The following is a 25,263-nucleotide window of genomic DNA, read 5'->3' on the forward strand; positions in this document are numbered from 1 at the left end:
GACACATTTATGACGCCACATATTAACGCACCAGCCGGTGCATTTGCCGATGTTGTTTTAATGCCGGGAGATCCATTACGTGCAAAATATATTGCAGAAACCTTTTTAGAAAATGCACAAGAGGTAACAAATATCCGTAATATGCTCGGCTATACAGGTACTTACAAAGGACGAAAAATATCAGTGATGGGACATGGAATGGGTATTCCGTCTTGCTCCATTTATGCCAAAGAATTGATCACAGAATATGGCGTAAAAAAAATTATTCGTGTCGGTTCTTGTGGTGCAGTCAACATGGATGTCAAAATTCGTGATGTCATTATTGGTCTTGGTGCTTGTACCGACTCAAAAGTAAATCGTATTCGCTTCAAAGATAACGATTTCGCTGCCATTGCGGATTTTGGCATGGCACAAGCAGCCGTACAGGCTGCAAAAAATAAAGGAATTGATGTAAAAGTAGGTAACTTGTTTTCCGCCGACTTATTTTATACACCAGACCTGGAAATGTTTGATGTCATGGAAAAATATGGCATTTTAGGTGTGGAAATGGAGGCTGCCGGCATTTATGGTGTAGCAGCTGAATTTAAAGCCAAAGCCTTAACAATCTGTACTGTTTCTGATCATATCCGTACGCATGAACAAACCAGTGCAGAAGAGCGACAATTAACTTTCAATGAAATGATCGAAATTGCATTAGAATCTGTTTTGTTGGGGGACTCACTATAATTGCTTACCATAAGCAGTAGCATAATAGACAAAATCGTTGCTAATAACGTCAAAAATATATTATTAGCAACCATTTTTCCATTACACCAGCAAATCAAATTTCTCGGTAAACTACCAGCCCTTATCATTAACAGTCTAAAAACCGCCTATTTTACGAAAAACATTATTTACTTTACTTCCGGAAACAACATGTTAATCACATTTCTTGTTAATCTTCTAGATTGTCCGGCATAAGGGAAGATGTGCATCATCATCATTGGATTAAAATTCGCTTCAATTACGCCCCAAGAACTTAAATCAGGCTGTGCCGGTTCTTTCAAATCGGAAATAATCAGATCCACACCGCACACAGCAGCCCCCATAGCTTTTGCAATCCCCACCGCCAGTTGTTTATAACTCAAATGCATTTCATCAGTTATATCAATGCTGTCACCGCCTGTACTAATATTAGAATTTGCCCGCAACTGAACAATTTGATCTTTAGCTGGAATACTCTCAACAGTCAAACCTTGCTCTTTCAACTGCAATTGCTCAATATCGCCTAATGCAATTTTTTTCAATGGCGTACGACTACCATCACCACGCAATGGATGCGTATTTTTTTGAGCTACCAATTCAGCCACAGTATGAATGCCATCGCCTACTATATTTGCCGGAACACGTAATAAAACTGCCAGCGTTTCCTCACCTAACACAAAGAAGCGGTATTCAGTACCAACTAAATAATCCTCCACCATAATTTCTTTATCTTCACGGAACGCAATTTCCACTGCCTTGGCAAAATCTTCTCTATTATTCACACCTTGCTGAAAAATTGTAATCCCCAAGCCATAGTTAGTAGATTTAGGTTTAATAACGACCGCTCTTTTTTCAAACAGGCTATAACCGGCTATCGCTTGTTTAACTGAAGTAAACTCCTGACTCTGTGGAACATTAAACCCCGCCTTTTCCAATACTTTTTTCGTAACCACTTTATTTTCCATAATAAGAGGAGAAATATAGCTATCTTTCGAAGTCATATTACCATTTTTGACATATTCAACATGTTCGCCAAATTGTAAGCGTAAAAACTGATCTCGTTCATCCAAGATCTCAACGCTAATACCTTGCTGAATTAAATCAAACATTAAGGCTTGAGTTGAAAGCTCCATGTTATCAAAAGCGGTTAAAGCATAAAAACGCTCAAAAGCCTTTGCTTTATATTGTCTGGCGAACATCGCACCTAATTTTTGATAACCGCCTTTCTGCTCAATTTCTTGGACTAAACGACCACATAACGTCAACCCGGGATCAGCAAATTGAGCTAATTTTTCTCGGACAAAACTCACCGCACTTTGGTCTGCTCCGATACTTTGCAACATACTGATTAACTGATTAAGTAACCACTCACCTTCTTCTCGATAGGCAGTTTGTGCCAACGGATTTTCTAGAGCTACTTCCGCTAGACGGCTACGCCCCAGTTCAACACCTTGTTGATCTGGCATTTCATCAAGCCAAATCATCAATAGTACAAAATGATGAATAAATCTTGCATCCGCAAGGCTCATACCATATTGCTCGAAAGGATTGAGATCAAACAAGCGAAATTCTAAATATTTAATCCCATTTTGAATTAAATCTCTCGCCTTTTTCGCACCTCGTAAACGCACATTGGAATAAAATTCTTTCTCTGCTATCAGTTTTCCGCTTTTAACCCAATGCTCCAGACTTTCTGCATATTGTTCTAAACTATCAAAAGAAACAATGACCTCAGGATCATTCACATAACCATATTTGCTTGAACGTAAACTGCGAACATATTCACCTTTTCCTAATGGCGAACTACCTTTAAAATAATTACTCTCTACTGTTGGTGTCGCTGATAATAAGTACAATAGAACCCATTGATAGCGAAGAAAATTTTTCGCCATTTTCAAGTATAAATTATTCTGAAAATCTACCGCACTTTTTTGTTCTTGTTGTAAATTAAATAAGGTTTGAATAAGTGCTGGATCCAACTGAAAGTTATAATGGATTCCACTGACCATTTGTTTATTTTTTCCATAAGACTGAACTAAATGTTCACGATATGCCACATCTTCAGGGTTATCCAATTGAGCGACTTTTATCAATTCATCTGAAGGCAATCCTGCCGGCATACTCAACGGAAAAATAAATTCATCCTCAGGCAAAGAACGCAAAACAACTTCATGAATAGCGGATAACCATCTTAAACTATCTTCTAAATTTTTATTGGGAGGCGTGATCAATTCGAGCTGACTTTCCGCAAAATCAGTTTGAATGTAGGGATGGTAAGATCTGTTACCAAAACATTTAGGGTGTTCGGTTGTTACTACCGAACCGTCTTGATAAACTCGTTGGCTTTCTTTTTCTAAACCAAAGGAGCCTTGTTGAAACAATAAGCCAAGTTGATGTTGCTTAATTAAATGTTGGATTTTCATTTATATCCCCTTTACTTGAGAATAAAGCCTGTATATTACTGAATTTTCGCTCAAAAAGCAGAGAATAATTGGATATAACTTATATAATTTGAGCATAATAATTAAGGTGCTAAATGCACCTTGATATAAATGGATCAATGAGCCGCTTCATTAGCATGATTCAAATTATAACGTGGAATTTCTACTACAAGATCTTCCTCTCCGACCACACATTGACAAGAAAGACGGCTATCCATTTCTAAGCCCCAAGCCTTATCTAACATATCTTCTTCTTGTTCTGTTGTCTCATTTAAACTGTCAAATCCCTCTCGAATAACAACATGGCAAGTGGTACAAGCACAAGAGCCATCACAGGCATGATGAATTTCCACGCCTGCATTATGTGCAACGTCTAATAGATTTTCTCCCGGTGCAGCATCAACAACCATTCCTTCGGGACAAAAATCTTGATGAGGTAAAAAAACAATTTTGGGCATTCTACTTTCCTTTATTTAATATGTTCAATATGTTGCCCGCTTAATGCTCGACGAATAGATTTATCCATACGGCGAGAGGCAAATTCTTGCGTTGCTTGATCAAGCATTTTTATCCCTTGCTTAATAGCAAGGCTATCTTCTTCTTGAATCAATTTTTGTAATGAAACTAAGGCATTTTTAACCGCACTTAATTCATTATCATCTAAAAGATCTTCATCTTGCTGTAATGCCGAATAAACACTTTCAATGACTCTGGTAGCATCAACACGCTGTTCTGTTAGTAAACGAGTTTGAATATCTTCTTTAGCATGCTCCATTGAGGATTTTAGCATATGAGCAATTTCATCATCAGTTAAACCATAGGAAGGTTTTACTTGAGTTGATGCTTGTACTCCTGTTGATTTTTCCACTGCAGTAACACTTAATAACCCATCAGCATCAACTTGATAAGTGACTCGAATACGTGCTGCACCTGCCACCATAGCCGGAATACCTCGTAAAGTAAAACGAGCCAAAGAGCGACAATCAGTAACCATTTCACGTTCACCTTGTAACACATGCACCGACATAGCTGTTTGCCCATCTTTGAATGTAGTAAATTCCTGTGCTCTTGCTACCGGAATAGTAGTATTACGAGGAATAATCTTCTCAACCAAGCCTCCCATAGTTTCAATACCTAATGACAATGGAATCACATCGAGCAATAACATTTCACTATCAGGCTTATTTCCTACTAAAATATCCGCCTGAATAGCTGCACCTAATGCCACCACTTTATCAGGGTCAATAGAAGTCAGCGGTGTACATTGGAAAAACTCACCAACTTGTTCTCTAACATAAGGAATACGCGTTGAACCACCCACCATCACTACTTCCAATATATCTGATGGAGTTAAATTGGCATCCTTTAGCGTCCGACGACAAGCTAATAATGAACGTTTGACTAAACCTGAAATCAGAGAATTAAATTCATCACGCATAATTTCCAAATTTTGCTCTGCATAGGAAATCAAACATTTATCGTTCGTAGTCAAAGCAACTTTGACTTGGTTTGCGACTTCAATAAGTTGACGTTTTTCACGATCATTTTGAGGTGCGATTGTTGATTTTTTTACAATCCACTCCGCTAATAAATGATCAAAATCATCACCACCAAGTGCGGTGTCACCTCCGGTAGCAAGCACTTCAAACACACCTTTAGATAAGCGTAAAATGGACACATCAAAAGTACCGCCGCCTAAATCATAAACAGCAATCACACCTTCTTGTCCACTATCCAAACCATAAGCGATAGCAGCAGCGGTTGGCTCATTAAGTAAACGCAATACCTTTAAACCTGCTAACTTTGCAGCATCTTTGGTACTTTGTCGTTGAGCATCATCAAAATAAGCAGGAACAGTAATCACTGCACCAGTTAATTCTCCACCCAAACGTTGCTCAGCAAGTGCGGTCAATTTTTTCAAAATTTCGGCTGAAATTTCTACCGGACTTAATAATCCCCTTCTTGTCTTTAATAGAGGTAAGCCATTTTCAGTTGCACTAAATTGATAAGGCAAATTAGGATAACGTTGCTGTACATCAGTACAACTACGTCCAATTAAACGCTTCACGGAAATAATGGTATTTTGCGGATCTTGACTGGCAAGTTGACCTGCCTCATACCCCACAATCACTTGATCTTCTGTTAAATGAACTATCGATGGAATAAGCAAGCGATCCTGTTCGTCCCGCAAAACTTCACTACTTCCACTACGTACAGCTGCAACCAAAGAGTTTGTTGTCCCCAAATCAATACCTACAGCTAATTTATGTTGGTGCGGTGCCGCACTTTGCCCTGGCTCCGCAATTTGAAGTAATGCCATACTCTATTATCTCGTCATAACTTTCTAAATAAATTACTGAGCTAAAAACCAGCTAACTGTTCTTCAACCCGTTCAATTTCAACAAATAATTTTTTAATAAAACGTAAACGATCATTTAGCAATTGAGCTTGTTGCCAATTTTGTTGTGCCAGAAATTCTTGTAGCTCCGCTAAAATATCACGTTGTACACACTCGACCTCTTGCGAGAAGTGTAATAACTTATCCATATTTTGTTGTTGCTCAACTTGCTCCAACCGTTCTCGCCATTCCATTTGCTGCATCAAAAACATCATATCTTGATTAGTTTTTTGCTCTATATTTTGTTCACCAAGATGCAAATTGATTATACTATCAGCACGACTGATAGGATCTTTCAGTATTTGTAAAGCATCATTAATTTCAGCAGATTTTTGCAGTGCTAAACGTTGTTCTTGGGCAGATCTATGAGCAAAATTATCAGGATGCAAAGATTTTTGTAGCGTTAAATAACGCTGTGAGAGTATTTGTTGATCAAGATTAAAATCAATTTCCAAATCAAATAACGCAAATGGATTTATCATATATATGCCTGCCTATACGTTGAAACTTTCACCACAACCACATTCATCTTTTACATTCGGATTACTAAATTTAAAGCCTTCATTTAGTCCCTCTTTGACAAAATCCAGTTGAGTCCCGTCTAAATAGACTAAGCTCTTATGATCCACAATCACCTTAACGCCATCTTGCTCGAAAACCTCATCATCTTCATTTAAAACATCAACGAACTCTAAAATATAAGCTAAGCCTGAGCAACCTGACGTTTTAATCCCTAAACGTAAACCTATTCCTTTTCCTCTTTTTTCTAAAAAAGTACGAACTCGGTTTGCAGCTGCTTGTGTTAAGGTGATACTCATTTATTCTCCTTAATCAATATAGTTAATTCTCAACTCATTATAACTGCTAGAAATTTAACTACCTATCTAAACATAAATCCAACTAAAGGGAACTAAACACAAAAGGAATAATGTGGCTTAATATTAAAATTATATGCACCTCATTACTCCTTTAATCTTCTTTAGCTATTCAGCTTTTTTCGCTTTATAATCAGCAATTGCAGCTTTAATCGCATCTTCTGCAAGAATTGAGCAATGCACTTTAACCGGCGGCAATTCCAACTCTTCAGCAATTTGGCTATTCTTAATCGCTTGGGCTTCATCTAAAGATTTACCTTTCACCCATTCAGTGATTAAGGAACTTGACGCAATTGCCGAACCACAACCATACGTTTTAAATTTAGCATCTTCAATGATACCTTCATCATTTACTTTAATTTGTAATTGCATGACATCACCACAAGCAGGTGCACCAACCATACCGCTACCGACTGTCGGATCTTTTTTATCAAACGAACCTACATTACGAGGATTTTCATAATGATCAAGTAATTTTTCGCTATATGCCATTTTTCGTTCCTATTTTTTCTCATTTCTTAAAATGGGTAAGCGATAAACCTACCCAACAAACTGCTAAACTCTTCTATTAATGATGAGTCCATTCAATACTGTTTAAATCAATACCCTCTTTGAACATATCCCAAAGTGGAGATAAATCACGTAACTTTTTCACCGCACTTTTAACTAAACCGATAGAATAATCAATTTCTTCTTCCGTAGTATAACGCCCCACAGTAAAACGAATTGAGCTATGTGCCAATTCGTCATTTAACCCTAAGGCACGCAAAACATAAGAAGGCTCGAGACTTGCCGATGTACAGGCAGAACCGGAAGATACCGCAATATCTCGTAACGCCATCATTAAACTTTCACCTTCAACGTAATTAAAACTAATATTTAAATTATTACCTAAACGTTGTTCCATTGAACCGTTTACATAGGTTTCTTCAATATCTTTTAAGCCGTTATATAAACGATCACGCAAAGCGGTTAAGCGTGGCATTTCTGTTGCCATTTCTTCTTTAGCAATACGATATGCTTCACCCATGCCCACAATCTGATGTACAGGTAAGGTTCCTGAACGCATACCACGCTCATGACCGCCGCCATGAATAATTGCCTCCAAACGAACTCGTGGTTTACGGCAAACATATAAAGCACCTATACCTTTAGGTCCATATAATTTATGACTGGACATAGAAAGTAAATCTACTTTTAATTCACTCAAATTAATGGGCAATTTACCGACGGATTGAGTTGCATCGGTGTGAAATAATACCTTACGTTCACGGCAAATTTCACCAATTTTAGCAATATCCTGTACTACACCAATCTCATTATTGGCGTGCATTATAGAAACCAAAACCGTGTCATCACGAATAACGGATTTTAATTCCTCTAAATCTATCAAACCATCTGATTTGGGATCTAAATAAGTCACTTCAAACCCTTCACGTTCAAGCTGGCGACAAGTGTCTAAGATCGCTTTATGTTCAGTTTTACAGGTAATAAGATGTTTCCCTTTAGTTTGATAGAAACGCATCACTCCTTTCAATGCAAGGTTGTCCGCTTCTGTTGCACCAGAAGTAAAAACAATCTCACGACTGTCCGCACCGATTAAATCAGCAATATGATTGCGAGCAACATCAACCGCTTCTTCAGCCTGCCAACCAAATTTATGTGAGCGAGATGCCGGGTTTCCAAAATTTCCATCAATGCTTAAAAACTCCATCATTTTCTTCACTACACGTTCATCCACAGGGCAAGTTGCCGCATAATCTAAATAAATAGGTAATTTCATTACTCTCTCCTAAAAAATCTTTTCTTGTACCGCACTTTTAGCCGGTTTTATCACTATCTCAAACGTGTACTGCTCATTTCACTTGGCTTGTTTTGCAACTAATTCTGCAATCGTTATTTCATTTAAGAAATTTTCAATTCGTACACTCAATTCTTCCCACAAAGAATGAGTTAAGCATTTTACTCCCCCCTGACAATCGCCATTCCCCAAACATTTTGTAACGTTAATATTTTCATTAACTGCGTTAATTACCATGCCAATGGAGATCTGATCAGTAGATAATCCTAACTGATACCCGCCACCAGGACCACGCACACTTTTCACTAAACCACCACGGCGTAATTTAGCAAAAAGCTGTTCTAAATAAGAAAGGGAAATATGCTGTCGTTCAGAGATATCCGCTAAACTAACAGGTCCAAGCTCAGCATTTAACGCAATATCCAAAATAGCTGTTACCGCATACCGCCCTTTTGATGTTAATTTCATTCTCAATATCCTTTAGATCCACATTGAGCGGATATATTACTAATCCTACTAAATTAGTCAACTTCTAATTTTTTGCAATTAATTCGCTTTTCTACCGCACTTAACATACCACGCAAAATATTCAACTCATTTTTTTCAAGTTGAACACGCTGATATAAACGTCTTAATTTTTTCATAACCCCTTGATTTTGAATAAAACCAAGTTGTTGATAGAGTTGTTCGGTATGTGCAAAAAAATGCTCTAATTCTTGAAATGTCGGATAGTTATTTGCTATCACAGAAAACGGTTGTTTCAGTTCTTTTAACGAGGCAAGCCAAGCTAGTCTAAGTTCATAGCTGATTAATTGCACTGCCATAGCCAGATTTAATGAAGAATATTCAGGATTAGCCGGAATAGTTAAATGATAATGGCATTTTAATAATTCATCATTTGTCAGTCCAACTCGTTCACGCCCAAAAACAATGGCTACTTTTTGAGATGACAAACTTTGTATGACTTTTTCAGCACATTCTCTCGGTTCAATTAAGGTACTTTGTAAATGTCTTAACCTTGCACTTGTGCCAATAATAAGAGAACAGTCCGCTACAGCTTGAGAAAAACTGTCCGCCACTACCGCACTTTTTACCACATCTTCAGCACCCGCAGCTAACGCAACAGCCTGTTCATCAATTCCCTGTTTGGGTGCAACTAAACATAATTGATTTAGTCCCATTGTTTTCATTGCACGAGCAGCAGAACCAATGTTGCCACTGTGAGAAGTTTCAACTAAAACAATTTTGATATTTTCCAACATTAAGACTTTTACCTTACTTAAAATTGTGGGTATTTTAGCATAGCCCCTATAATTTACGAAAAGTTATTTGATCCCTAAAAAACCGTTAGGAAACCTAAAATCTACTCGCTTTTATAGGCAAAATTCACTATAATCCCACCCCATGTGTTCTTTGAAATCTGGTGGAAAGAGATGAATCCAATGTTAAATATCGCTATTCGTGCGGCACGAAAAGCGGGTAATATAATTGTTAAAGGTTATGAACGCCGCGATGAAATTCAAACAATGCAAAAGGGTATAAATGATTTTGTTACGAATATTGATAAAGCCTCAGAAGCAGCAATTATCGAGGTTGTTCGCAAATCTTATCCCGAGCATACAATTATTACTGAGGAAAGCGGTGCTCACGAAGGACAAAACAACGATATTCAATGGGTAATAGATCCACTAGATGGTACGACAAACTTTGTCAAAGGCTTACCGCACTTTGCTGTATCTATCGCTGTCCGTGTAAAAGGTCGCACTGAAATAGGCGTGGTTTATGATCCTATTCGCAATGAATTATTCACCGCTGTGCGTGGTGAAGGTGCGAAAATTAATGAATTACGTTTACGTGTTGATAGCAGTAAACGTGACCTTCAAGGTGCAATTTTGGCAACCGGATTTCCATTCAAAAAACCCTCTCTCATGCCAACCCAATTTGCTATGATGAGTAACCTTGCTGAAAATGTTGCTGATTTTCGTCGTGCAGGTTCTGCCGCACTTGATCTTTGCTATGTTGCGGCTAATCGTGTTGACGGTTATTTTGAAATGGGCGTTAAACCTTGGGATATTACGGCAGGTGATCTGATTTTACGTGAAGCTGGTGGTTTAGTATGTGATTTCTACGGTGGTCATAAATATTTCACTGACAGTCATATCGTTGCAGCAACACCACGTCTTGTAAAAGAAATACTCAATAAAATCCAACCTTGTTTAGCACCTGATTTTAAAGTTTAAATTTAAACAAATAGAGCGTATTCAATGCAATATTAAATACGCTCCCTACACTATCTCACGATTGGACAATTTACACAGTACTATTTATATTCCGTGAAATAACCGTACTCCTTGAGTGCGTCCAATTGCCGAACAATCACTTCTTTGAGGTCTTTATCTTTAATCTTTTTATTCGAAAGTTCATTGCCGTTTTCATCATGAAGGACAATGGTATTGTTTTCAATGTCCTCTCGCAATTGTTTGATTAAATCCTTGACTGTTCTGGTGCCATCGAGAAATTGTGCGATATATTGCGGCAAGAAATCTAAGTTGAGTACCTGATAGTATCGATTGGACAAGCCGGTAACATTGGGATTATGTCTGACCAACTCAATCAATCTTCGGTACGGCTCAAACAATTTGGGTTTGCTGTCATAGCCGGTCGATGTCTCTGGCTCAAAACATAAATAAACATGATTAGAATAAATAATAGAAAGAATTAATTTGTAAAGTTCAGTTTCGTCATATTCGGGGAATTTTTTGGCATACTCACAAATATCGCCAATTTTACAAGGATTGTTATGCTCTTGAAGATAAGTACATAATAAATTATTTAATGGGGTATCCGAAATTTCCGCACCTATGTCCAGCAACTGCCAATGCGCTTCCTTATCATCAGTCGCAGGGCTATAACGCACATCTGTTCTGAAATAGATATCATAGAAATGATGGCAATGATTGTATTGACTGATATTATTGGTAATCCCTTTGTCCGCCAAATTTTGTTGATGGGTAATAATGCTGTGTCTAAAAGAACGGTTATTCAGGAAATCAATAAATTGCTCTACGGCTTCCAAGCGGTAGTCAAAATAGGCACATACTTTCTCATACTCATCATTTTCAAAATGAATATCAGAATAAATAGCGGGAAAAGAACTATCGGTTAAATAGGCTAAATGGTATGCCTCAAGTTTGCTGATAAATTCCCTGAAATAGAAAGGTTGGTTAAAATCCTCAAAGTATTCATGAGCCACGTAAAATTTATCTTTATCAGGTATTTCTTGAAATGAATGCGATAATACTTTATATAAGTCAGCATTCTTTCGTTGCAAAATGGAAGAGGTAAATTTTAATAACTCAAAAGATTGGTCTATACGCTCCAAACTGCTTAAATTCGGATTGCTTCCAAAACACATCAGCTCTTTAGCGACATCTCGAATTTTCCAGCCTGGGTAGGTATTATAGCTAATATGAGCAATACCGTTGGGAGATAAATACTCTTGGATGGTTTTTAAAATTGCATGGCGTACCGCTTCCGGCACCCAGCTAAAAACACCATGACAAATAATATAGTCAAACTTAATATTAAAGCTCACTTGGCTAATGTCAGCAGCAACCAACTCTACGTTTTTCACGCCGACCTGTTCCATCATTTGCTGACCGATATTAATTTGGTATTCAGATAAATCAATACCGACTAACTGGCTATTAGGGTGTCGAATAGCAAAGGGCAATAAATTGCCGCCAAAAGAACAACCGATTTCCAGCACCTTAGCTGTTTCTAAGGGGGGGGGTAAAAGCCCTTTAATCTTAGCTAAAGCATGTAAACGAGTAGGTTGACAAGCAGCAAAAACTTTAGAAGTATAAGGTAGTTCGTTATATGCTTGAGCCAATTGCAAATTTGATTGAGTCGTTTCAGTCACTGTCTATATTCTCTATAAAAATTAATTATCTAACAAATCACAAATTCACCATAGTTTAATTAAGCGGTTCCGCCCACGGTAATTTGCTCTATCTTACAAGCCGGTTGACCAACGCCAACCGGAACACTTTGTCCATCTTTACCACAAACACCTATGCCATGGTCTATTTCCATATTATCGGCTACCATAGATACTTGTTGCATCACTTCAATTCCTTGTCCGATCATAGTTGCACCTTTAATAGGCTTGGTTATTCTGCCTTTTTCAATTAAATAGGCTTCCGACATGGAAAAAGTAAATTTTCCGGAGACGATATCCACTTGCCCACCACCAAAGTGCGGTGCAAAAATGCCATAATCGACCGAAGCAATTAAATCTTCAAACTTACTTTGCCCCGCTAACATATAAGTATTAGTCATTCTTGGCATAGGCAAATGAGCATAAGATTCACGACGCCCATTTCCGGTCGGTTTCACACCCATTAAGCGAGCGTTCATTTTATCTTGCATATAACCCTGCAAGACACCGTCTTTAATCAATACATTACATTGACTTGGCACGCCCTCATCATCTATTGTCAACGAGCCTCTGCGATTCGGTAGAGTGCCGTCATCAACAATAGTGCATAATGGAGAAGTGACTAATTCCCCAATTTTTCCTGTAAACAATGAGCTTCCTTTACGGTTAAAATCACCCTCTAATCCATGCCCCACAGCTTCGTGTAATAATACACCCGGCCAACCGGCGCCCAACACTACCGGCATCAAGCCGGCAGGTGCTTCAATAGCGTCTAAATTCACCAATGCTTGACGTGCTGCTTCTTTCGCAAAATAAATCGCACGTTGTTCGCCCTTATAAGGCTCAAAGAACCAATCAAGTCCTACTCTCGCCCCAACGCCCGCACTTCCTTGTTCTCTTTTTCCCGCTTTTTCCGCCATCACAAAAATAGATAAACGAATTAACGGTCGAACATCAGCTGCTAACGTACCATCTGTTGCCACAACTAAAATTTCTTCATAAAGAGCGGTTAAATTCGCTACAACTTTTGTCACATAAGGGCTATATGCACGAGCGGTACGGTCTACTAAATGTAATAATTCAATTTTTTGCTCTTTATTCAAACTATTTAACGGATTTACTGCAGGATAACGAGTAACCGCATTTACAGCTTTAAAACCAATCGGTTTAATAATATTACCTTGATTTGGCAAAGCAATTCCTTTTACTGCATTGGCACATTGCTGTAAACTGACCAAATCAATCTGATCGGAATAAGCAAATCCTGTTTTCTCGCCAGTTACCGCACGCACACCAACGCCACGGTCAATATGAAAACCGCCTTCTTTGATAATACCGTCTTCCAACACCCAATTTTCATCTTGACTGAGCTGAAAATACAAATCTGCATAATCAATCTGGCGATGAGACAACATATCAAATGTATTTTTTAAATTATCCGGTTCTAAATTATTTGGAGCAAGTATAGATTCTTGTACTTTGTTTAACATCTTGTTTTTTTGTCCTACCTTAACAATATTAGTTCTTACAAAGAACTTTAAATACAGCCCTAATTCTCTCTTTTAAATAGAGACGATACACATTTAAATTCAACAAAAAAATTGACCAATTAAATTCGATCCGTTCATCAGTAATCCCTCTCATGTAATTCCCCCCCCCCGAACCTATAATGATTCTTATTTCTCATAACTAACCGAACATCATGATTTTTTAAATATAAGGGATTAATATAATGAGACTTTTTACTTGGGAAGTACTGTTGCCCTTCATCCAACAAATAACTGTCCGGCAAAATAAATATTTTTTCTTTATTTCGCCAACAATAATGATTTAAATGACTTTCATCATGCCATAGTGCAATAATGTCCTTTTTTAAATCTAAATAGATATTGTCATTTAATTGCTGACACATCTCTAAAAAAGCAGACGTTTTACCGCCGTTAAAACTGCCCATAACATAATGTTCACCCTCCCCATAAGGAATATACGATGTGGACAACGGATTTCTGTCATAAGTAGTTTTATCAATATCTAAACCGATAAACCAAGGTTGTAAAATCATAATTAACTCTTTATCGGATGCAAGAACTTCATTTTGATGTATATCTTTAATAAAAATCATATTCGCATTAACAAAAAAGAGATAATCCAACTCTTTAAATCGCTCTTTCTCTTTTAAAAACATATCAAAACGCATCAACGTATCATAAGGCCAACCTAATTTTTTTTGATATATTCTGTGAACATTTCCACTTTCCTCTCCTAAAAAACTTCCCTCATAATCAGAAAATAAAAAATATTTCTTAGGTAACTCGGGTAGAAAATGCTTTTCCGCACTTTTATAGAAATCTTCCCAAAGAACGTGATAACGCCCTGTCGCAATATATAAAATTCCAATATTCTTAACCATACCGATACCTTGAATAATGAATATGAGGTCAATATAACATATTAAAAATGGAAGTTACATTACAACAACATCAAATTGTTCCTGTGAATAATACACTTCTGTTTTTATTTGAATTTGTTTGCCAATGAAGACTTCCAACTCTGCTAATAAACCATGGCTTTCCTCATTAATTAAATAATCCGCCACCGCTCTTGAGGCATAAACTACAAATTTTTCGCTGGCAAATAAATGATTAACACGAATAATTTCACGCATGATTTCATAACAAACCGTTTCAACGGTTTTCACACTGCCTCGTCCACTGCAAGTTGGACATTCATCGCATAAAATATGCTCCAAACTTTCCCTTGTTCGCTTACGTGTCATTTCAACTAAACCAAGTTGAGTAAACCCATTAACATTCGTTTTCACTCTATCTTTGGATAATGCCAAACGTAAAGATTCCAAGACACGATCCCTATGTTCTTCCGTTTGCATATCAATAAAATCAATAATAATAATACCGCCCAGATTGCGTAGTTGTAACTGTTGTGCAATAGCTTTTGTTGCCTCAATATTTGTATTAAAAATAGTTTCTTCTAAATTGCGATGACCCACAAAAGCACCAGTATTAATGTCTATCGTTGTCATAGATTCGGTTTGTTCAATAATTAGATAGCCACCGGATTTTAAGTTTACACGACTATTTAAAGCTGTTTGAATAGCATTTTCAACGCTATAAACATCAAATAATGGCTGACTGCCGGAATATAACACCAACTTATCTGTCAGTTCAGGCATAAATTCCTCAGTAAACTGTTTCACTTCAGAAAAACATAATTTGGAATCAATATGAATTTTACTGAAATTCGCCCCGATAAAATCTCGCAAAATACGTTGCGTTAACGCCAATTCGCCATATAACATTGAACGTGTTGTATATTTCGCACGGCGTTCCAACACCTTACGCCATAATCGTTTTAAAAATTCCGCATCTTGCACGAGTTCAGTTTCCGTTGCTCCTTCGGCAGCAGTACGAATAATAAAACCGCCCAATTCATCGCACAACGGTAAAACAAGTTCCTTTAAACGTGCCCGCTCTTCTTCGCTTTCAATGCGTTGAGAAACGCCAACATGGCTATTTTCCGGCATAAAAACAAGATAACGAGAAGGGAGTGTTATGTCAGTTGTTAATCTTGCACCTTTAGTACCGAGGGGATCTTTGACAACCTGAACAACAATATCCTGTCCTTCATGTACCAATTGTGCAATATCTTTCACTACAAACTGTTTTTGCTCATCAACATCAACACACTCTGTATGTGAAACAATATCTGAGGCATGTAAAAAAGCGGCTTTTTCCAATCCGATATCTACAAATGCAGATTGCATACCCGGCAATACTCGAGTCACTCGTCCTTTATAAATATTACCGACGCTCCCTCTTTTTGCCTGTCTTTCAATATGTACTTCTTTTAAAATGCCATTATCCACCAGTGCAATTCGGGTTTCACTAGGGGTAATGTTAGCCAATAATTCAACAGATTCCATCATCTCTATCCTAAAAATACTTCTTTTAATTAGTCTATCGAAAAGGTAAATAGAATAATAGCCCTGAATAAGGTAAAATGCGACCTTTCTTAAATTTTATCTATACAAATAATGCTTTCGTGAGGGCTTAATGTTTAGTTTTGATCCAACAATTATTACCTTTATTGTCTATATCTTAGGCATGTTATTGATTGGTGCACTTGCATATTACTACACCAATAATCTTTCAGACTACATTCTTGGCGGTCGTCGTTTAGGCAGTTTTGTTACCGCAATGTCTGCCGGTGCATCAGATATGTCCGCCTGGTTGCTGATGGGTTTACCGGGTACAATCTATTTGTCGGGCTTAATTGAAGGTTGGATTGCCATAGGTTTAACAATCGGTGCTTATTTTAACTGGTTATTTGTGGCAGGTCGCTTACGTATTTACACTGAATTTAATAATAACGCTCTCACATTACCTGAATATTTTCACAACCGTTTTGGTAGTCGTCATAATTTACTCAAAATTGTGTCAGCCTCAATTATCCTTGTTTTCTTCACAATTTATTGTGCTTCCGGTGTCGTTGCCGGTGCAAAATTATTCCAAAATCTGTTCAGTATCCCTTATTCCACCGCACTTTGGTATGGTGCATTGGCAACTATTGCTTATACCTTCATAGGAGGTTTCTTAGCAGTGAGTTGGACAGATACTATTCAAGCAACATTGATGATTTTCGCACTCATTCTAACCCCTATCATGATTATTCTAAGCTTAGACGGAATAGATAATTTTCATTTCTACTTGAAGCAGGCTGAAAGTGCGGTAGGAAAAAACTTTACAGATATTTTTACCGGTACTACCACAATTGGTCTGCTGAGCTTGGCTTCTTGGGGATTGGGTTATTTCGGACAACCGCACATTCTGGCACGCTTTATGGCGGCACACACAGTAAAATCGCTCAATAACGCACGACGTATTAGTATCACTTGGATGATCCTTTGTTTAGTCGGTGCCATAGGTATCGGTTTTTTTGGCATCGCCTATTTTGCAGCAAATCCACAACTAGCTGGTGTCGTCAACAAAGAATCGGAGCAAATCTTTATTGAATTATCAAAATTATTGTTCAATCCTTGGATCGCCGGTATCTTACTTTCTGCTATTTTAGCCGCAGTAATGAGTACGCTGAGTGCACAACTTCTCATTTCTTCCAGTGCCGTTACAGAAGATTTTTACAAAGGATTTATTCGTCCAAAAGCATCGGATAAAGAATTGATGTGGCTTGGTCGTTTAATGGTATTAGCTATTGCCGCCATTGCAATTTGGATTGCACAAGATGAAAAAAGCCAAGTTTTAAAATTAGTTGAATTTGCTTGGGCTGGATTTGGTAGTGCTTTTGGGCCTGTTGTACTATTTTCTTTATTCTGGAAACGCATGACATCTTCTGCTGCAATGGCGGGAATGTTAACTGGGACAATTATCGTATTTAGTTGGAAAACCATTGTCCCTACAACAAGTGAATTCTCTAAATTATATGAAATGATCCCAGGTTTTGCTTTGGCAAGTATTGTCATTATTGTTGTTTCTTTGTTATCAGTGAAACCGGAAAAATCGATTTTAGAGACGTTTGAACAAGCTAAAAACGCATATAAGACATCAAAATAATTATGTTCGACTTTCGTCCATTTTATCAACAAATAGCAACTTCGACACTTTCAGCATGGCTTGAAACTTTGCCTTTACAACTTAAACAATGGGAAAAGCAAACCCATGGCGATTATATTAAATGGTCAAAAATCATTGATTTTCTACCGCACTTAACAGCCGATCATATTGATCTCAAAAGTGCGGTCAAAGCTGAAACAAAAACGCCTCTTTCCTCCGGTGAGCGACAACGCATCATTCATCACTTAAAACAGCTTATGCCTTGGCGTAAGGGACCTTATCATCTATATGGTATCCATATTGATTGTGAATGGCGTTCGGATTTTAAATGGGAGCGTGTCTTGCCTCATTTGGCACCTTTGCAGAATCGTCTTGTGTTAGATGTAGGGTGTGGTAGCGGTTATCATATGTGGCGTATGGTTGGCGAAGGAGCCAAAATGGTAGTCGGTATTGATCCGACAGAACTGTTTTTATGTCAATTTGAGGCTGTACGTAAACTGTTAAACAATGATCGTCGTGCTAATCTGATTCCGCTCGGCATTGAAGAAATGCAACCTTTAGCCGCCTTTGATACCGTCTTTTCTATGGGCGTTTTATATCATCGAAAATCTCCATTGGATCATCTCACACAACTTAAAAATCAATTAGTTAAAGATGGCGAATTAGTACTTGAAACGTTAGTTGTAGAGGGTGATATAAACACGATTTTAGTGCCGACAGATCGCTATGCCAAAATGAAAAATGTGTATTTTATCCCTTCCGTTCTCGCACTCATAAACTGGCTGGAAAAGTGCGGTTTCCATAATATTCGTTGTGTCGATGTAGAAACAACAGGTCTAGAAGAACAACGTAAAACAGACTGGCTGGAAAATGAAAGTTTAATTGATTTCCTTAATCCTCAAGATCACAGTAAAACCATTGAAGGGTACCCGGCTCCCAAAAGAGCGGTAATTTTAGCGAATAAATAATGATGAATTATTCCCAAACAATTATTATCGGTGCAGGTGCGGCAGGCTTGTTTTGTGCTGGTCAACTAGGTAAAGCCAAGCACCAAGTAACGATTTTAGATAATGGAAAAAAAGTGGGACGTAAAATTTTAATGTCCGGTGGCGGATTTTGTAATTTTACCAACCTTAATGTTACCCCTCAGCATTACCTTTCGCAAAATCCTCATTTCGTCAAGTCTGCTCTAGCTCGCTTTACCCAATGGGATTTTATTGCCCTCATTACTGACTATGGTATTAGCTATTATGAAAAAGAATCGGGGCAACTTTTTTGTCATAACAGTGCTGAAGATATTGTCAATATGCTACGAGCAGAATGCGATAAATTTCAAGTTAATACCCAATTACGTCAACAGATCGAATACATTGAAAAATTAGACGGTAATGAAAAAGCTCGTTTTCAATTGCAATCTGACGGAAAAATTTGGCAATGTGAAAATTTAGTTATTGCTACCGGCGGATTGTCTATGCCAGCCTTGAGTTCGACACCTTTCGGTTACCAAGTTGCCGAACAATTCGGGCTCAATGTTATTGCTCCACGAGCTGGGCTTGTACCCTTCACATGGCGTGAAATTGATAAATTTTACACCGCACTTTCAGGCATCTCCCTTCCTGTTTGTGTAACCGCAAAGTGCGGTCAATCTTTCAGCAATAATTTACTCTTCACTCATCGGGGGATATCGGGTCCCGCTATTTTACAAATTTCAAATTATTGGCAAGTGAATGAAAATATAGAAATTGATCTGTTACCGATGGAAAATATTCAATTTTTCCTTAACAAGTTACGTCAGACCTCACCTAAATTACATTTAAAAACCGCCTTATCACGCCTATTACCGCAAAAACTAGTGGATTTATGGTTAAATCACAACATTATTCAAGATGAAGTGATTGCCAACCTCAGCAAAGTGCAGTTAAAAAATCTTGATGATTTAATTCATCATTGGCAAATTCAACCTAACGGCACCGAAGGTTATCGCACCGCAGAAGTCACTATTGGAGGCGTAGATACGCAAGAAATCTCATCAAAAACGATGGAAAGTCATAAAATCAAAGGTCTTTATTTTATTGGTGAAGTACTTGATGTTACCGGTCGGCTTGGCGGTTATAACTTCCAATGGGCATGGAGCTCAGCCTATGTGTGTGCAAATGGGATTTTGAGCAATAAATAGTACCTTTGCAGAATCTTTACTACAGAATGGAAGGATACTCGCACAAACCCTCAAGTTGCTTGAAATCCTTGACTATCGACTGACTCACGTTGAGAGTGACTGAAAAAGGAGTGCTATTTTTCAATCTGTTCCAAACCAAAATGTCGATAAGTTCTTGATGTTGCTATTCTTCCACGAGGTGTCCGTTGTAAAAATCCTTGCTGAATTAAATAAGGCTCCAATACATCTTCAATAGTATCTCGCTCTTCGCCAATTGCCGCCGCCAAATTATCCAATCCTACAGGTCCGCCATCAAACCGCTCAATAATTGCCTGTAATAATTTACGATCCATAAAATCAAATCCTGCAAGATCCACATCCAGCATCTTCAGTGCTTCTTGAGCAATAAGTGCGGTAATTTTCCCACCATTTTTGACATCGGCATAATCTCGCACTCGGCGTAATAGGCGATTTGCAATACGTGGGGTACCTCGTGAACGACAAGCAATTTCTTGTCCTGCGTCAACATCAATTTCAAGCTGCAAACAGACCGCACTTCGAGTAACAATGGAAGCTAAATCCTCTACAGAATAAAACTCCAGTCGCTGCACAATACCGAATCGATCTCGTAATGGAGAAGTCAAAGAGCCTGCTCTTGTTGTTGCTCCAATCAGCGTAAAAGGCGGTAAATCCAGCTTTATTGAACGGGCAGCAGGACCTTCTCCAATCATAATATCCAGTTGATAATCTTCCATCGCCGGATAAAGAACTTCCTCAATAGCTGGTGATAAGCGATGAATTTCATCAATGAATAATACATCATGAGGTTCAAGGTTCGTTAGCATTGCCGCTAAATCCCCCGCTTTTTCTAAAACCGGACCTGAAGTAGTACGAATATTCACTCCCATTTCATTGGCAACAATATTCGCCAACGTTGTTTTTCCTAGTCCAGGGGGTCCAAAAATTAACAAATGATCAAGTGCATCTTGGCGTAATTTTGCTGCTTGGATGAAAATTTCCATTTGCTCTCTAACTTGAGGTTGACCGATATAATCACTCAATAATTTAGGGCGAATTGCACGATCAATATATTCATCGTCTACTTTTGCATTGGCACTTACAATGCGATCTACTTCAATCATTCTCTATCTCTTATAATGCGGCTTTCAAAGCCTCTCGAATAAGCTGTTCACTAGTTAAATCTGCTTTTAACACTTTTTTAACCATTTTCTCTGCTTCAATAGGCTTATATCCTAACGCAATTAAAGCAGAAACTGCTTCATCCAACTGCAAACTTTGATCCGGTTTTGAGCATTTAATTCCAGGTAAATGAGAGCTTTTAATAAAGAAATCTGTTTGTTGTAAGCCTTTAAATTTACCTTTTAGCTCCACCAATAAACGTTCAGCAGTTTTTTTTCCTACTCCGGGAATTTTGACTAATTTAGATAATTCTTCTTGTTCAATCGCATACACAAATTCATTCACTGACATCGCAGACAGGATAGCTAAAGCTAATTTTGGTCCAACTCCATTGGTTTTAATCAATTCACGAAATAAAGAGCGGTCTTGTTTATGGCTAAATCCAAATAACAAATGAGCATCTTCACGCACTACAAAATGCGTAAACAACGTAGTTTCCTGCCCAACTTCCGGCAAATTATAAAAACTTGTCATGGGTAAAAGTAACTCATACCCAACACCTTGAACATCCAGTAAAATTTCCGGAGCTTGTTTTTCAACCAGTATTCCTGTTACACGCCCAATCATATCTCACCTTACATAGCGTAAAATAAAGCACTAAGGATAAAACAAAACTGGATAAATATCCAGTTTTGTTTTTATTTTCTATTCAACTCTTTTTAGCATTAACATTAAATCGAACCATTGTATAACACGTTGATTAATTTCTAAAATATGTGAATCGTCTAGTTTTGTTTGTGCTAATATTCTTTGCCAATAAGGATCTGTTTTCACATAAAAATTTCTCTCTTTTCTACCTGAGCCAAGTTCTGATAACAATTCAAAACAAGCAGATAAATCAATATCTTTTTCCTCTTTCCATTTATTACTCTTCGGAGTAAAAAGCAATTGAAGATATTGATCGAAATTTTTCATTGGCATTAATAACACTGAAACTTGTCCAAGTAAATATGCCTCAACATAAGTTTGAAGCTGTTGAAGTGCGGTAGATTTTTCTATTTTTTCAAAAGAAAGTCTGCTGTCTAAAGAGTAATGCTCAATTTGCGAATTAGGCTCTCCCGCTAAAGTTTGTACTAAATGATAAATCCATGTTTGGATAATATCTTTCGTTTTGATAGTAGATGCTCGCCAAGTTACTCGATGCATTTTTTGATGATATAAGCAGTCAATGCTACCGATTAAACGTACCTTTCCGTATTCTGTTTCAATGTGTAAATCAAGAGGGATTTGTTCCGATATTTTATCCAAATAAGGCGTAACTAAAGATTTAAGTGTAATGATCTCATTTTTTGTTTTTTGCTGATAAATTTTTGCAAACGCCCCTTGTGGCATAATTCCCTTAATTTTCATCCGAGCAAAAAAGTCTTCCCATTCCTGCTCAGAAAGATAAATAAGTTCTTCTTTTATTTGATATAACTCTAAATTATCTAAAGTAAAATTTTCAGTATCCGCAATATTTTGTTCTGTCTTACGTAAAAAAACACGTAATTTTTGCTCAAAAAAATACCGAACAGGATCCTGAATAAACGCAATTAAGTCATTTAATGAAATTTCTTTAACTATCTCTGTATCATTTATCGGCTGTAAAAAATTCGCCAAATTGCCACTATCTTTTTTATTTGCCAACACTAGCCATTGCTTAGAAAAAGAGCGGTCTCTTTTGGTGAAATTTTCTCGGCTAAATGCAGTCATCGCATGTTGTTGAATAAGTGATTTTTTCAGAATATCTTGTCCTCTTAGATCACCTTGAGCGTTAATATTTTCAGCTATATAATCCAACAATTGCGTAACAAGAACTGAAGGTTCTCGTTCACTATCATCAATAATAGAGCGACCAATATAACTCACATAAAAATACTGTTGTGCCGAGATCAATGCTTCTAAAAATAAATAGCGATCATCATCTCGGCGAAAACGATCGCCTTTTTTGCGATGATATTGCATTAAATCAAAGCTGTTCGGCGTTTGTTGACGTGGATAATCACCATCATTCATACCAAGTAAACACACCACTTTAAAAGGGATTGATCGCATGGGGAGAAGCGTACAAAAAGTGACTTTCCCCATTAAAAATTTTAGGCTATTAGGTATATCTTTTAAGCGTTCAACAAAAACTTCGTAAATAACCTCCGCACTTATTTCTTGCTGAAAAGAGCTATCTAGGATCAACTCCGTTAATTGTTGAATAGTGTCAATAAGATAATTAAAAGTTGTTTTGTATTGTTGCGGAATATCCATTCCGTCTACCACAAAAAAAGATGACATTAATTCAATTAAATGTTCTTCCCACTTTTCAATAACGTGATCTACTTGCAAAAATTGATGCCATTGATACAAACGAGTAATAAAATCCTTTAAATAACCGACAAGCTGCCCTTTTAATCCATAGGTATCATCAAAGCCAAGCGTATCTAACCATAGACCATTTTCTTCCCGCATAGCAAATCCCAGTAACATTCTCTCTAAACCTGCCTGCCAAGCGTTATAATTTTGCAAGGATTGTTGCGGATATTTTTCTAATCCGAATCGAATACCCGAATGCTCAACCCAATGACGAATTTGTGCCAAATCCTCTAAAGTAATATTAAAACTCTGACGAATAACAGGATGATCCAAAAAAGTCAGCACTTCCTCCGCACTGAATAAACTTTCTTTTAAATTTAACAGCTGTAAAAAAGCAGATACTAAAGGGTCATTTTCGGAAAGTTTGCTGTCTGCGATAGAGTACGGAATATAGTGTTCGCCTTGACTGAATACCGCCTGAATATACGGTGCATATTTATCAATGTCTGCAACCATAACTACCACATCTTTAGGTGTCAAATCCTGAGCTTGGTTAAATAGATGTAACAAATAATCTTGTAGAGCTTGAACCTCTCGTATTGGACTATAACAAGAATGAAAAGTTAAAGAGCGGTCATTTTCTGCCAAATTTAAAAACTTGTGCTTCGAAGGAACCAAATCTAAAATGCGTGCCTGTACTTGCGACAACAATATTTTTTCCGAAAGTTCGACATAAGCATTGATTTCATTAGCCTCCAGTTCAGTGAGTAAATACAAATAATCCCGTCCTAATTTTCCCCATGAGGAAAGCAAAGGATTGCCAACCTGTAACTTTTCATCATAAATTTGTTCAAATCCATTTTGTTCAAAAGTATGTATTTGCGCATCGGATAACCAAGCCTGTGTATTTTGTGGTTGTTGGAAATCTTGCCAACTTATACGCTCTCGCACTTTCAAACGTTGCCAATGGCTCTGATCAATTATATCTCCCCAATATTCACGACAAGCATTATTAAAAAATAAATGCACATCGCAATGCTGGCTTAATGCACTTAAAGTATCTAAATGCACCTTCGGTAAAGCTGAAATACCAAATACAAAAATTCTCGTAGGCAAATTTTTAGGTTTTTCGCCGGCAATATGTTTTAAGAAAAGTAAATGTAGATGTGCACGATGTAAAACATTCTTTTGTGTTTCTTTTTGCACAGAGCATACTAAAGCTCTCCATAAAATACCTTGCCAAACAATATGTTGCTCAACTTGAGAAAAACATGATTCTGAGACAAATAAATTTTTTTGGTAATACTGAATTTGCTGAATAATTTCTACGCCTTTATTCTGCTCCCAACTTATAATCCATTCCGGTCGATAAACTAAATATTGGTCAAATAACTCTGCTATTTTGCTGGCTAATTGGTAGTATCGCTGCTGACTTGATTGATAACTTTGCTGTAAATATTGACGCAATATGTAAAATTCCGGTTGATCTATATAATGCGGAATAATTTCCATTAATCGCCAAGTCATATTTTCTTTACTAAATTGAGAAGAAGCTGTGACTTGCGGTAAATTATCAACATATAATTGCCAAATAAAACTTGCAGGCATAGGAAAAGACAAATTTGCCGATATACCTTTTTTCTCTGCAATCTGCCACTGTATCCACTGTGCCATACCGCCACTTTGTACTAAAATAACTTCTTTTTGGAAAGGATCTGATAATGGCTGTTGATCCATTAAATGTAACAAAATATCTTTTTGCGTTTCCAATTGATTGGAATAATACAAAGTAAACACAAATGTTCCTTATTCTTCTAATAACTTCATTTAGCATAGCTTTT

Annotated in this window: 21 protein-coding genes; 5 read left to right on the forward strand and 16 right to left on the reverse strand. The window is 37.3% G+C overall.

All coding sequences use genetic code 11. The annotated features are described in order from the left end of the window. The first annotated feature begins 9 nt into the window (after window positions 1-9). On the forward strand, window positions 10-726 hold the full coding sequence (gene deoD / locus HNR69_RS04485; protein ID WP_075293656.1) for a purine-nucleoside phosphorylase: 717 nt from the start codon (window positions 10-12) through the stop codon (window positions 724-726). A gap of 167 nt (window positions 727-893) precedes the next feature. On the opposite strand, the gene gshAB is transcribed toward deoD, so the two are convergent. The 9 genes from gshAB to trmJ form a co-directional block, all read right to left on the reverse strand. Continuing rightward, on the reverse strand, window positions 894-3,167 hold the full coding sequence (gene gshAB, locus HNR69_RS04490; protein WP_075293657.1) for a bifunctional glutamate--cysteine ligase GshA/glutathione synthetase GshB: 2,274 nt from the start codon (window positions 3,165-3,167) through the stop codon (window positions 894-896). A gap of 134 nt (window positions 3,168-3,301) precedes the next feature. Then, window positions 3,302-3,643, reverse strand: a complete 342-nt coding sequence (gene fdx / locus HNR69_RS04495) for an ISC system 2Fe-2S type ferredoxin (RefSeq protein ID WP_011608440.1) — start codon at window positions 3,641-3,643, stop codon at window positions 3,302-3,304. A gap of 11 nt (window positions 3,644-3,654) precedes the next feature. Further along, the gene (hscA, locus tag HNR69_RS04500) at window positions 3,655-5,505 is read right to left on the reverse strand and encodes a Fe-S protein assembly chaperone HscA (protein ID WP_075293658.1); all 1,851 of its coding nucleotides are present in this window, start codon (window positions 5,503-5,505) and stop codon (window positions 3,655-3,657) included. A 41-nt stretch (window positions 5,506-5,546) separates the two neighbouring features. Beyond that, on the reverse strand, window positions 5,547-6,065 hold the full coding sequence (gene hscB, locus HNR69_RS04505) for a Fe-S protein assembly co-chaperone HscB (RefSeq protein WP_011608438.1): 519 nt from the start codon (window positions 6,063-6,065) through the stop codon (window positions 5,547-5,549). A gap of 12 nt (window positions 6,066-6,077) precedes the next feature. Continuing rightward, the gene (iscA, locus tag HNR69_RS04510) at window positions 6,078-6,401 is read right to left on the reverse strand and encodes an iron-sulfur cluster assembly protein IscA (protein ID WP_075293659.1); all 324 of its coding nucleotides are present in this window, start codon (window positions 6,399-6,401) and stop codon (window positions 6,078-6,080) included. A 165-nt stretch (window positions 6,402-6,566) separates the two neighbouring features. Continuing rightward, window positions 6,567-6,950 (reverse strand): Fe-S cluster assembly scaffold IscU, encoded by a 384-nt coding sequence (iscU, locus tag HNR69_RS04515; protein WP_011608436.1) that lies wholly within the window; start codon window positions 6,948-6,950, stop codon window positions 6,567-6,569. Between the two features lie 76 nt (window positions 6,951-7,026). Then, window positions 7,027-8,241: an IscS subfamily cysteine desulfurase gene (locus HNR69_RS04520; protein WP_012340679.1), complete on the reverse strand. Its 1,215-nt coding sequence runs from the start codon at window positions 8,239-8,241 to the stop codon at window positions 7,027-7,029. A 78-nt stretch (window positions 8,242-8,319) separates the two neighbouring features. After that, on the reverse strand, window positions 8,320-8,727 hold the full coding sequence (iscR, locus tag HNR69_RS04525; RefSeq protein WP_012340669.1) for a Fe-S cluster assembly transcriptional regulator IscR: 408 nt from the start codon (window positions 8,725-8,727) through the stop codon (window positions 8,320-8,322). Between the two features lie 53 nt (window positions 8,728-8,780). Then, the gene (gene trmJ, locus HNR69_RS04530) at window positions 8,781-9,521 is read right to left on the reverse strand and encodes a tRNA (cytosine(32)/uridine(32)-2'-O)-methyltransferase TrmJ (RefSeq protein WP_011608433.1); all 741 of its coding nucleotides are present in this window, start codon (window positions 9,519-9,521) and stop codon (window positions 8,781-8,783) included. Window positions 9,522-9,692: 171 nt separating this feature from the next. Between trmJ and suhB the strand changes: the two genes are divergently transcribed. Beyond that, window positions 9,693-10,499 (forward strand): inositol-1-monophosphatase, encoded by an 807-nt coding sequence (suhB, locus tag HNR69_RS04535; protein WP_075293660.1) that lies wholly within the window; start codon window positions 9,693-9,695, stop codon window positions 10,497-10,499. 80 nt (window positions 10,500-10,579) lie between these two features. On the opposite strand, the gene HNR69_RS04540 is transcribed toward suhB, so the two are convergent. From HNR69_RS04540 to rng, 4 genes are all read right to left on the reverse strand, one after another. Then, the gene (locus tag HNR69_RS04540) at window positions 10,580-12,181 is read right to left on the reverse strand and encodes a methyltransferase regulatory domain-containing protein (RefSeq protein ID WP_232451456.1); all 1,602 of its coding nucleotides are present in this window, start codon (window positions 12,179-12,181) and stop codon (window positions 10,580-10,582) included. 59 nt (window positions 12,182-12,240) lie between these two features. Then, complete coding sequence (gene tldD, locus HNR69_RS04545) at window positions 12,241-13,689, reverse strand: metalloprotease TldD (RefSeq protein ID WP_075293661.1); 1,449 nt, start codon at window positions 13,687-13,689, stop codon at window positions 12,241-12,243. 137 nt (window positions 13,690-13,826) lie between these two features. Further along, a complete protein-coding gene (locus HNR69_RS04550; RefSeq protein ID WP_012340619.1) occupies window positions 13,827-14,609 on the reverse strand; it encodes a family 6 glucosyltransferase in 783 nt (260 codons plus the stop codon). A gap of 54 nt (window positions 14,610-14,663) precedes the next feature. Further along, a complete protein-coding gene (gene rng / locus HNR69_RS04555; RefSeq protein WP_011608428.1) occupies window positions 14,664-16,139 on the reverse strand; it encodes a ribonuclease G in 1,476 nt (491 codons plus the stop codon). Between the two features lie 130 nt (window positions 16,140-16,269). On the opposite strand from rng, the gene putP reads away from it, so the two are divergent. The 3 genes from putP to HNR69_RS04570 are packed head-to-tail and all read left to right on the forward strand — an operon-like array spanning window position 16,270 to window position 19,960. Then, window positions 16,270-17,784: a sodium/proline symporter PutP gene (putP, locus tag HNR69_RS04560; protein ID WP_075293662.1), complete on the forward strand. Its 1,515-nt coding sequence runs from the start codon at window positions 16,270-16,272 to the stop codon at window positions 17,782-17,784. A gap of 2 nt (window positions 17,785-17,786) precedes the next feature. Further along, entirely contained in the window at window positions 17,787-18,752 is a 966-nt protein-coding gene (gene cmoB, locus HNR69_RS04565; RefSeq protein ID WP_012340593.1) for a tRNA 5-methoxyuridine(34)/uridine 5-oxyacetic acid(34) synthase CmoB, read from the forward strand. Beyond that, complete coding sequence (locus HNR69_RS04570) at window positions 18,752-19,960, forward strand: BaiN/RdsA family NAD(P)/FAD-dependent oxidoreductase (protein ID WP_012340582.1); 1,209 nt, start codon at window positions 18,752-18,754, stop codon at window positions 19,958-19,960. Before cmoB ends, HNR69_RS04570 begins: the two co-directional genes overlap by 1 nt. 113 nt (window positions 19,961-20,073) lie before the next feature. Here the strand turns inward: HNR69_RS04570 and ruvB are convergent, their stop codons facing one another. The 3 genes from ruvB to recC all read right to left on the reverse strand — a co-directional run bounded on the left by ruvB (window position 20,074) and on the right by recC (window position 25,219). Beyond that, window positions 20,074-21,081, reverse strand: a complete 1,008-nt coding sequence (ruvB, locus tag HNR69_RS04575) for a Holliday junction branch migration DNA helicase RuvB (RefSeq protein ID WP_075293663.1) — start codon at window positions 21,079-21,081, stop codon at window positions 20,074-20,076. A 10-nt stretch (window positions 21,082-21,091) separates the two neighbouring features. Next, window positions 21,092-21,706, reverse strand: a complete 615-nt coding sequence (gene ruvA / locus HNR69_RS04580) for a Holliday junction branch migration protein RuvA (RefSeq protein WP_075293664.1) — start codon at window positions 21,704-21,706, stop codon at window positions 21,092-21,094. Between the two features lie 78 nt (window positions 21,707-21,784). Next, entirely contained in the window at window positions 21,785-25,219 is a 3,435-nt protein-coding gene (gene recC, locus HNR69_RS04585; RefSeq protein WP_075293665.1) for an exodeoxyribonuclease V subunit gamma, read from the reverse strand. Window positions 25,220-25,263: the final 44 nt, after the last annotated feature.

Origin of the sequence: Histophilus somni, assembly GCF_014202395.1 — a bacterium.
GTDB lineage: Bacteria > Pseudomonadota > Gammaproteobacteria > Enterobacterales > Pasteurellaceae > Histophilus > Histophilus somni.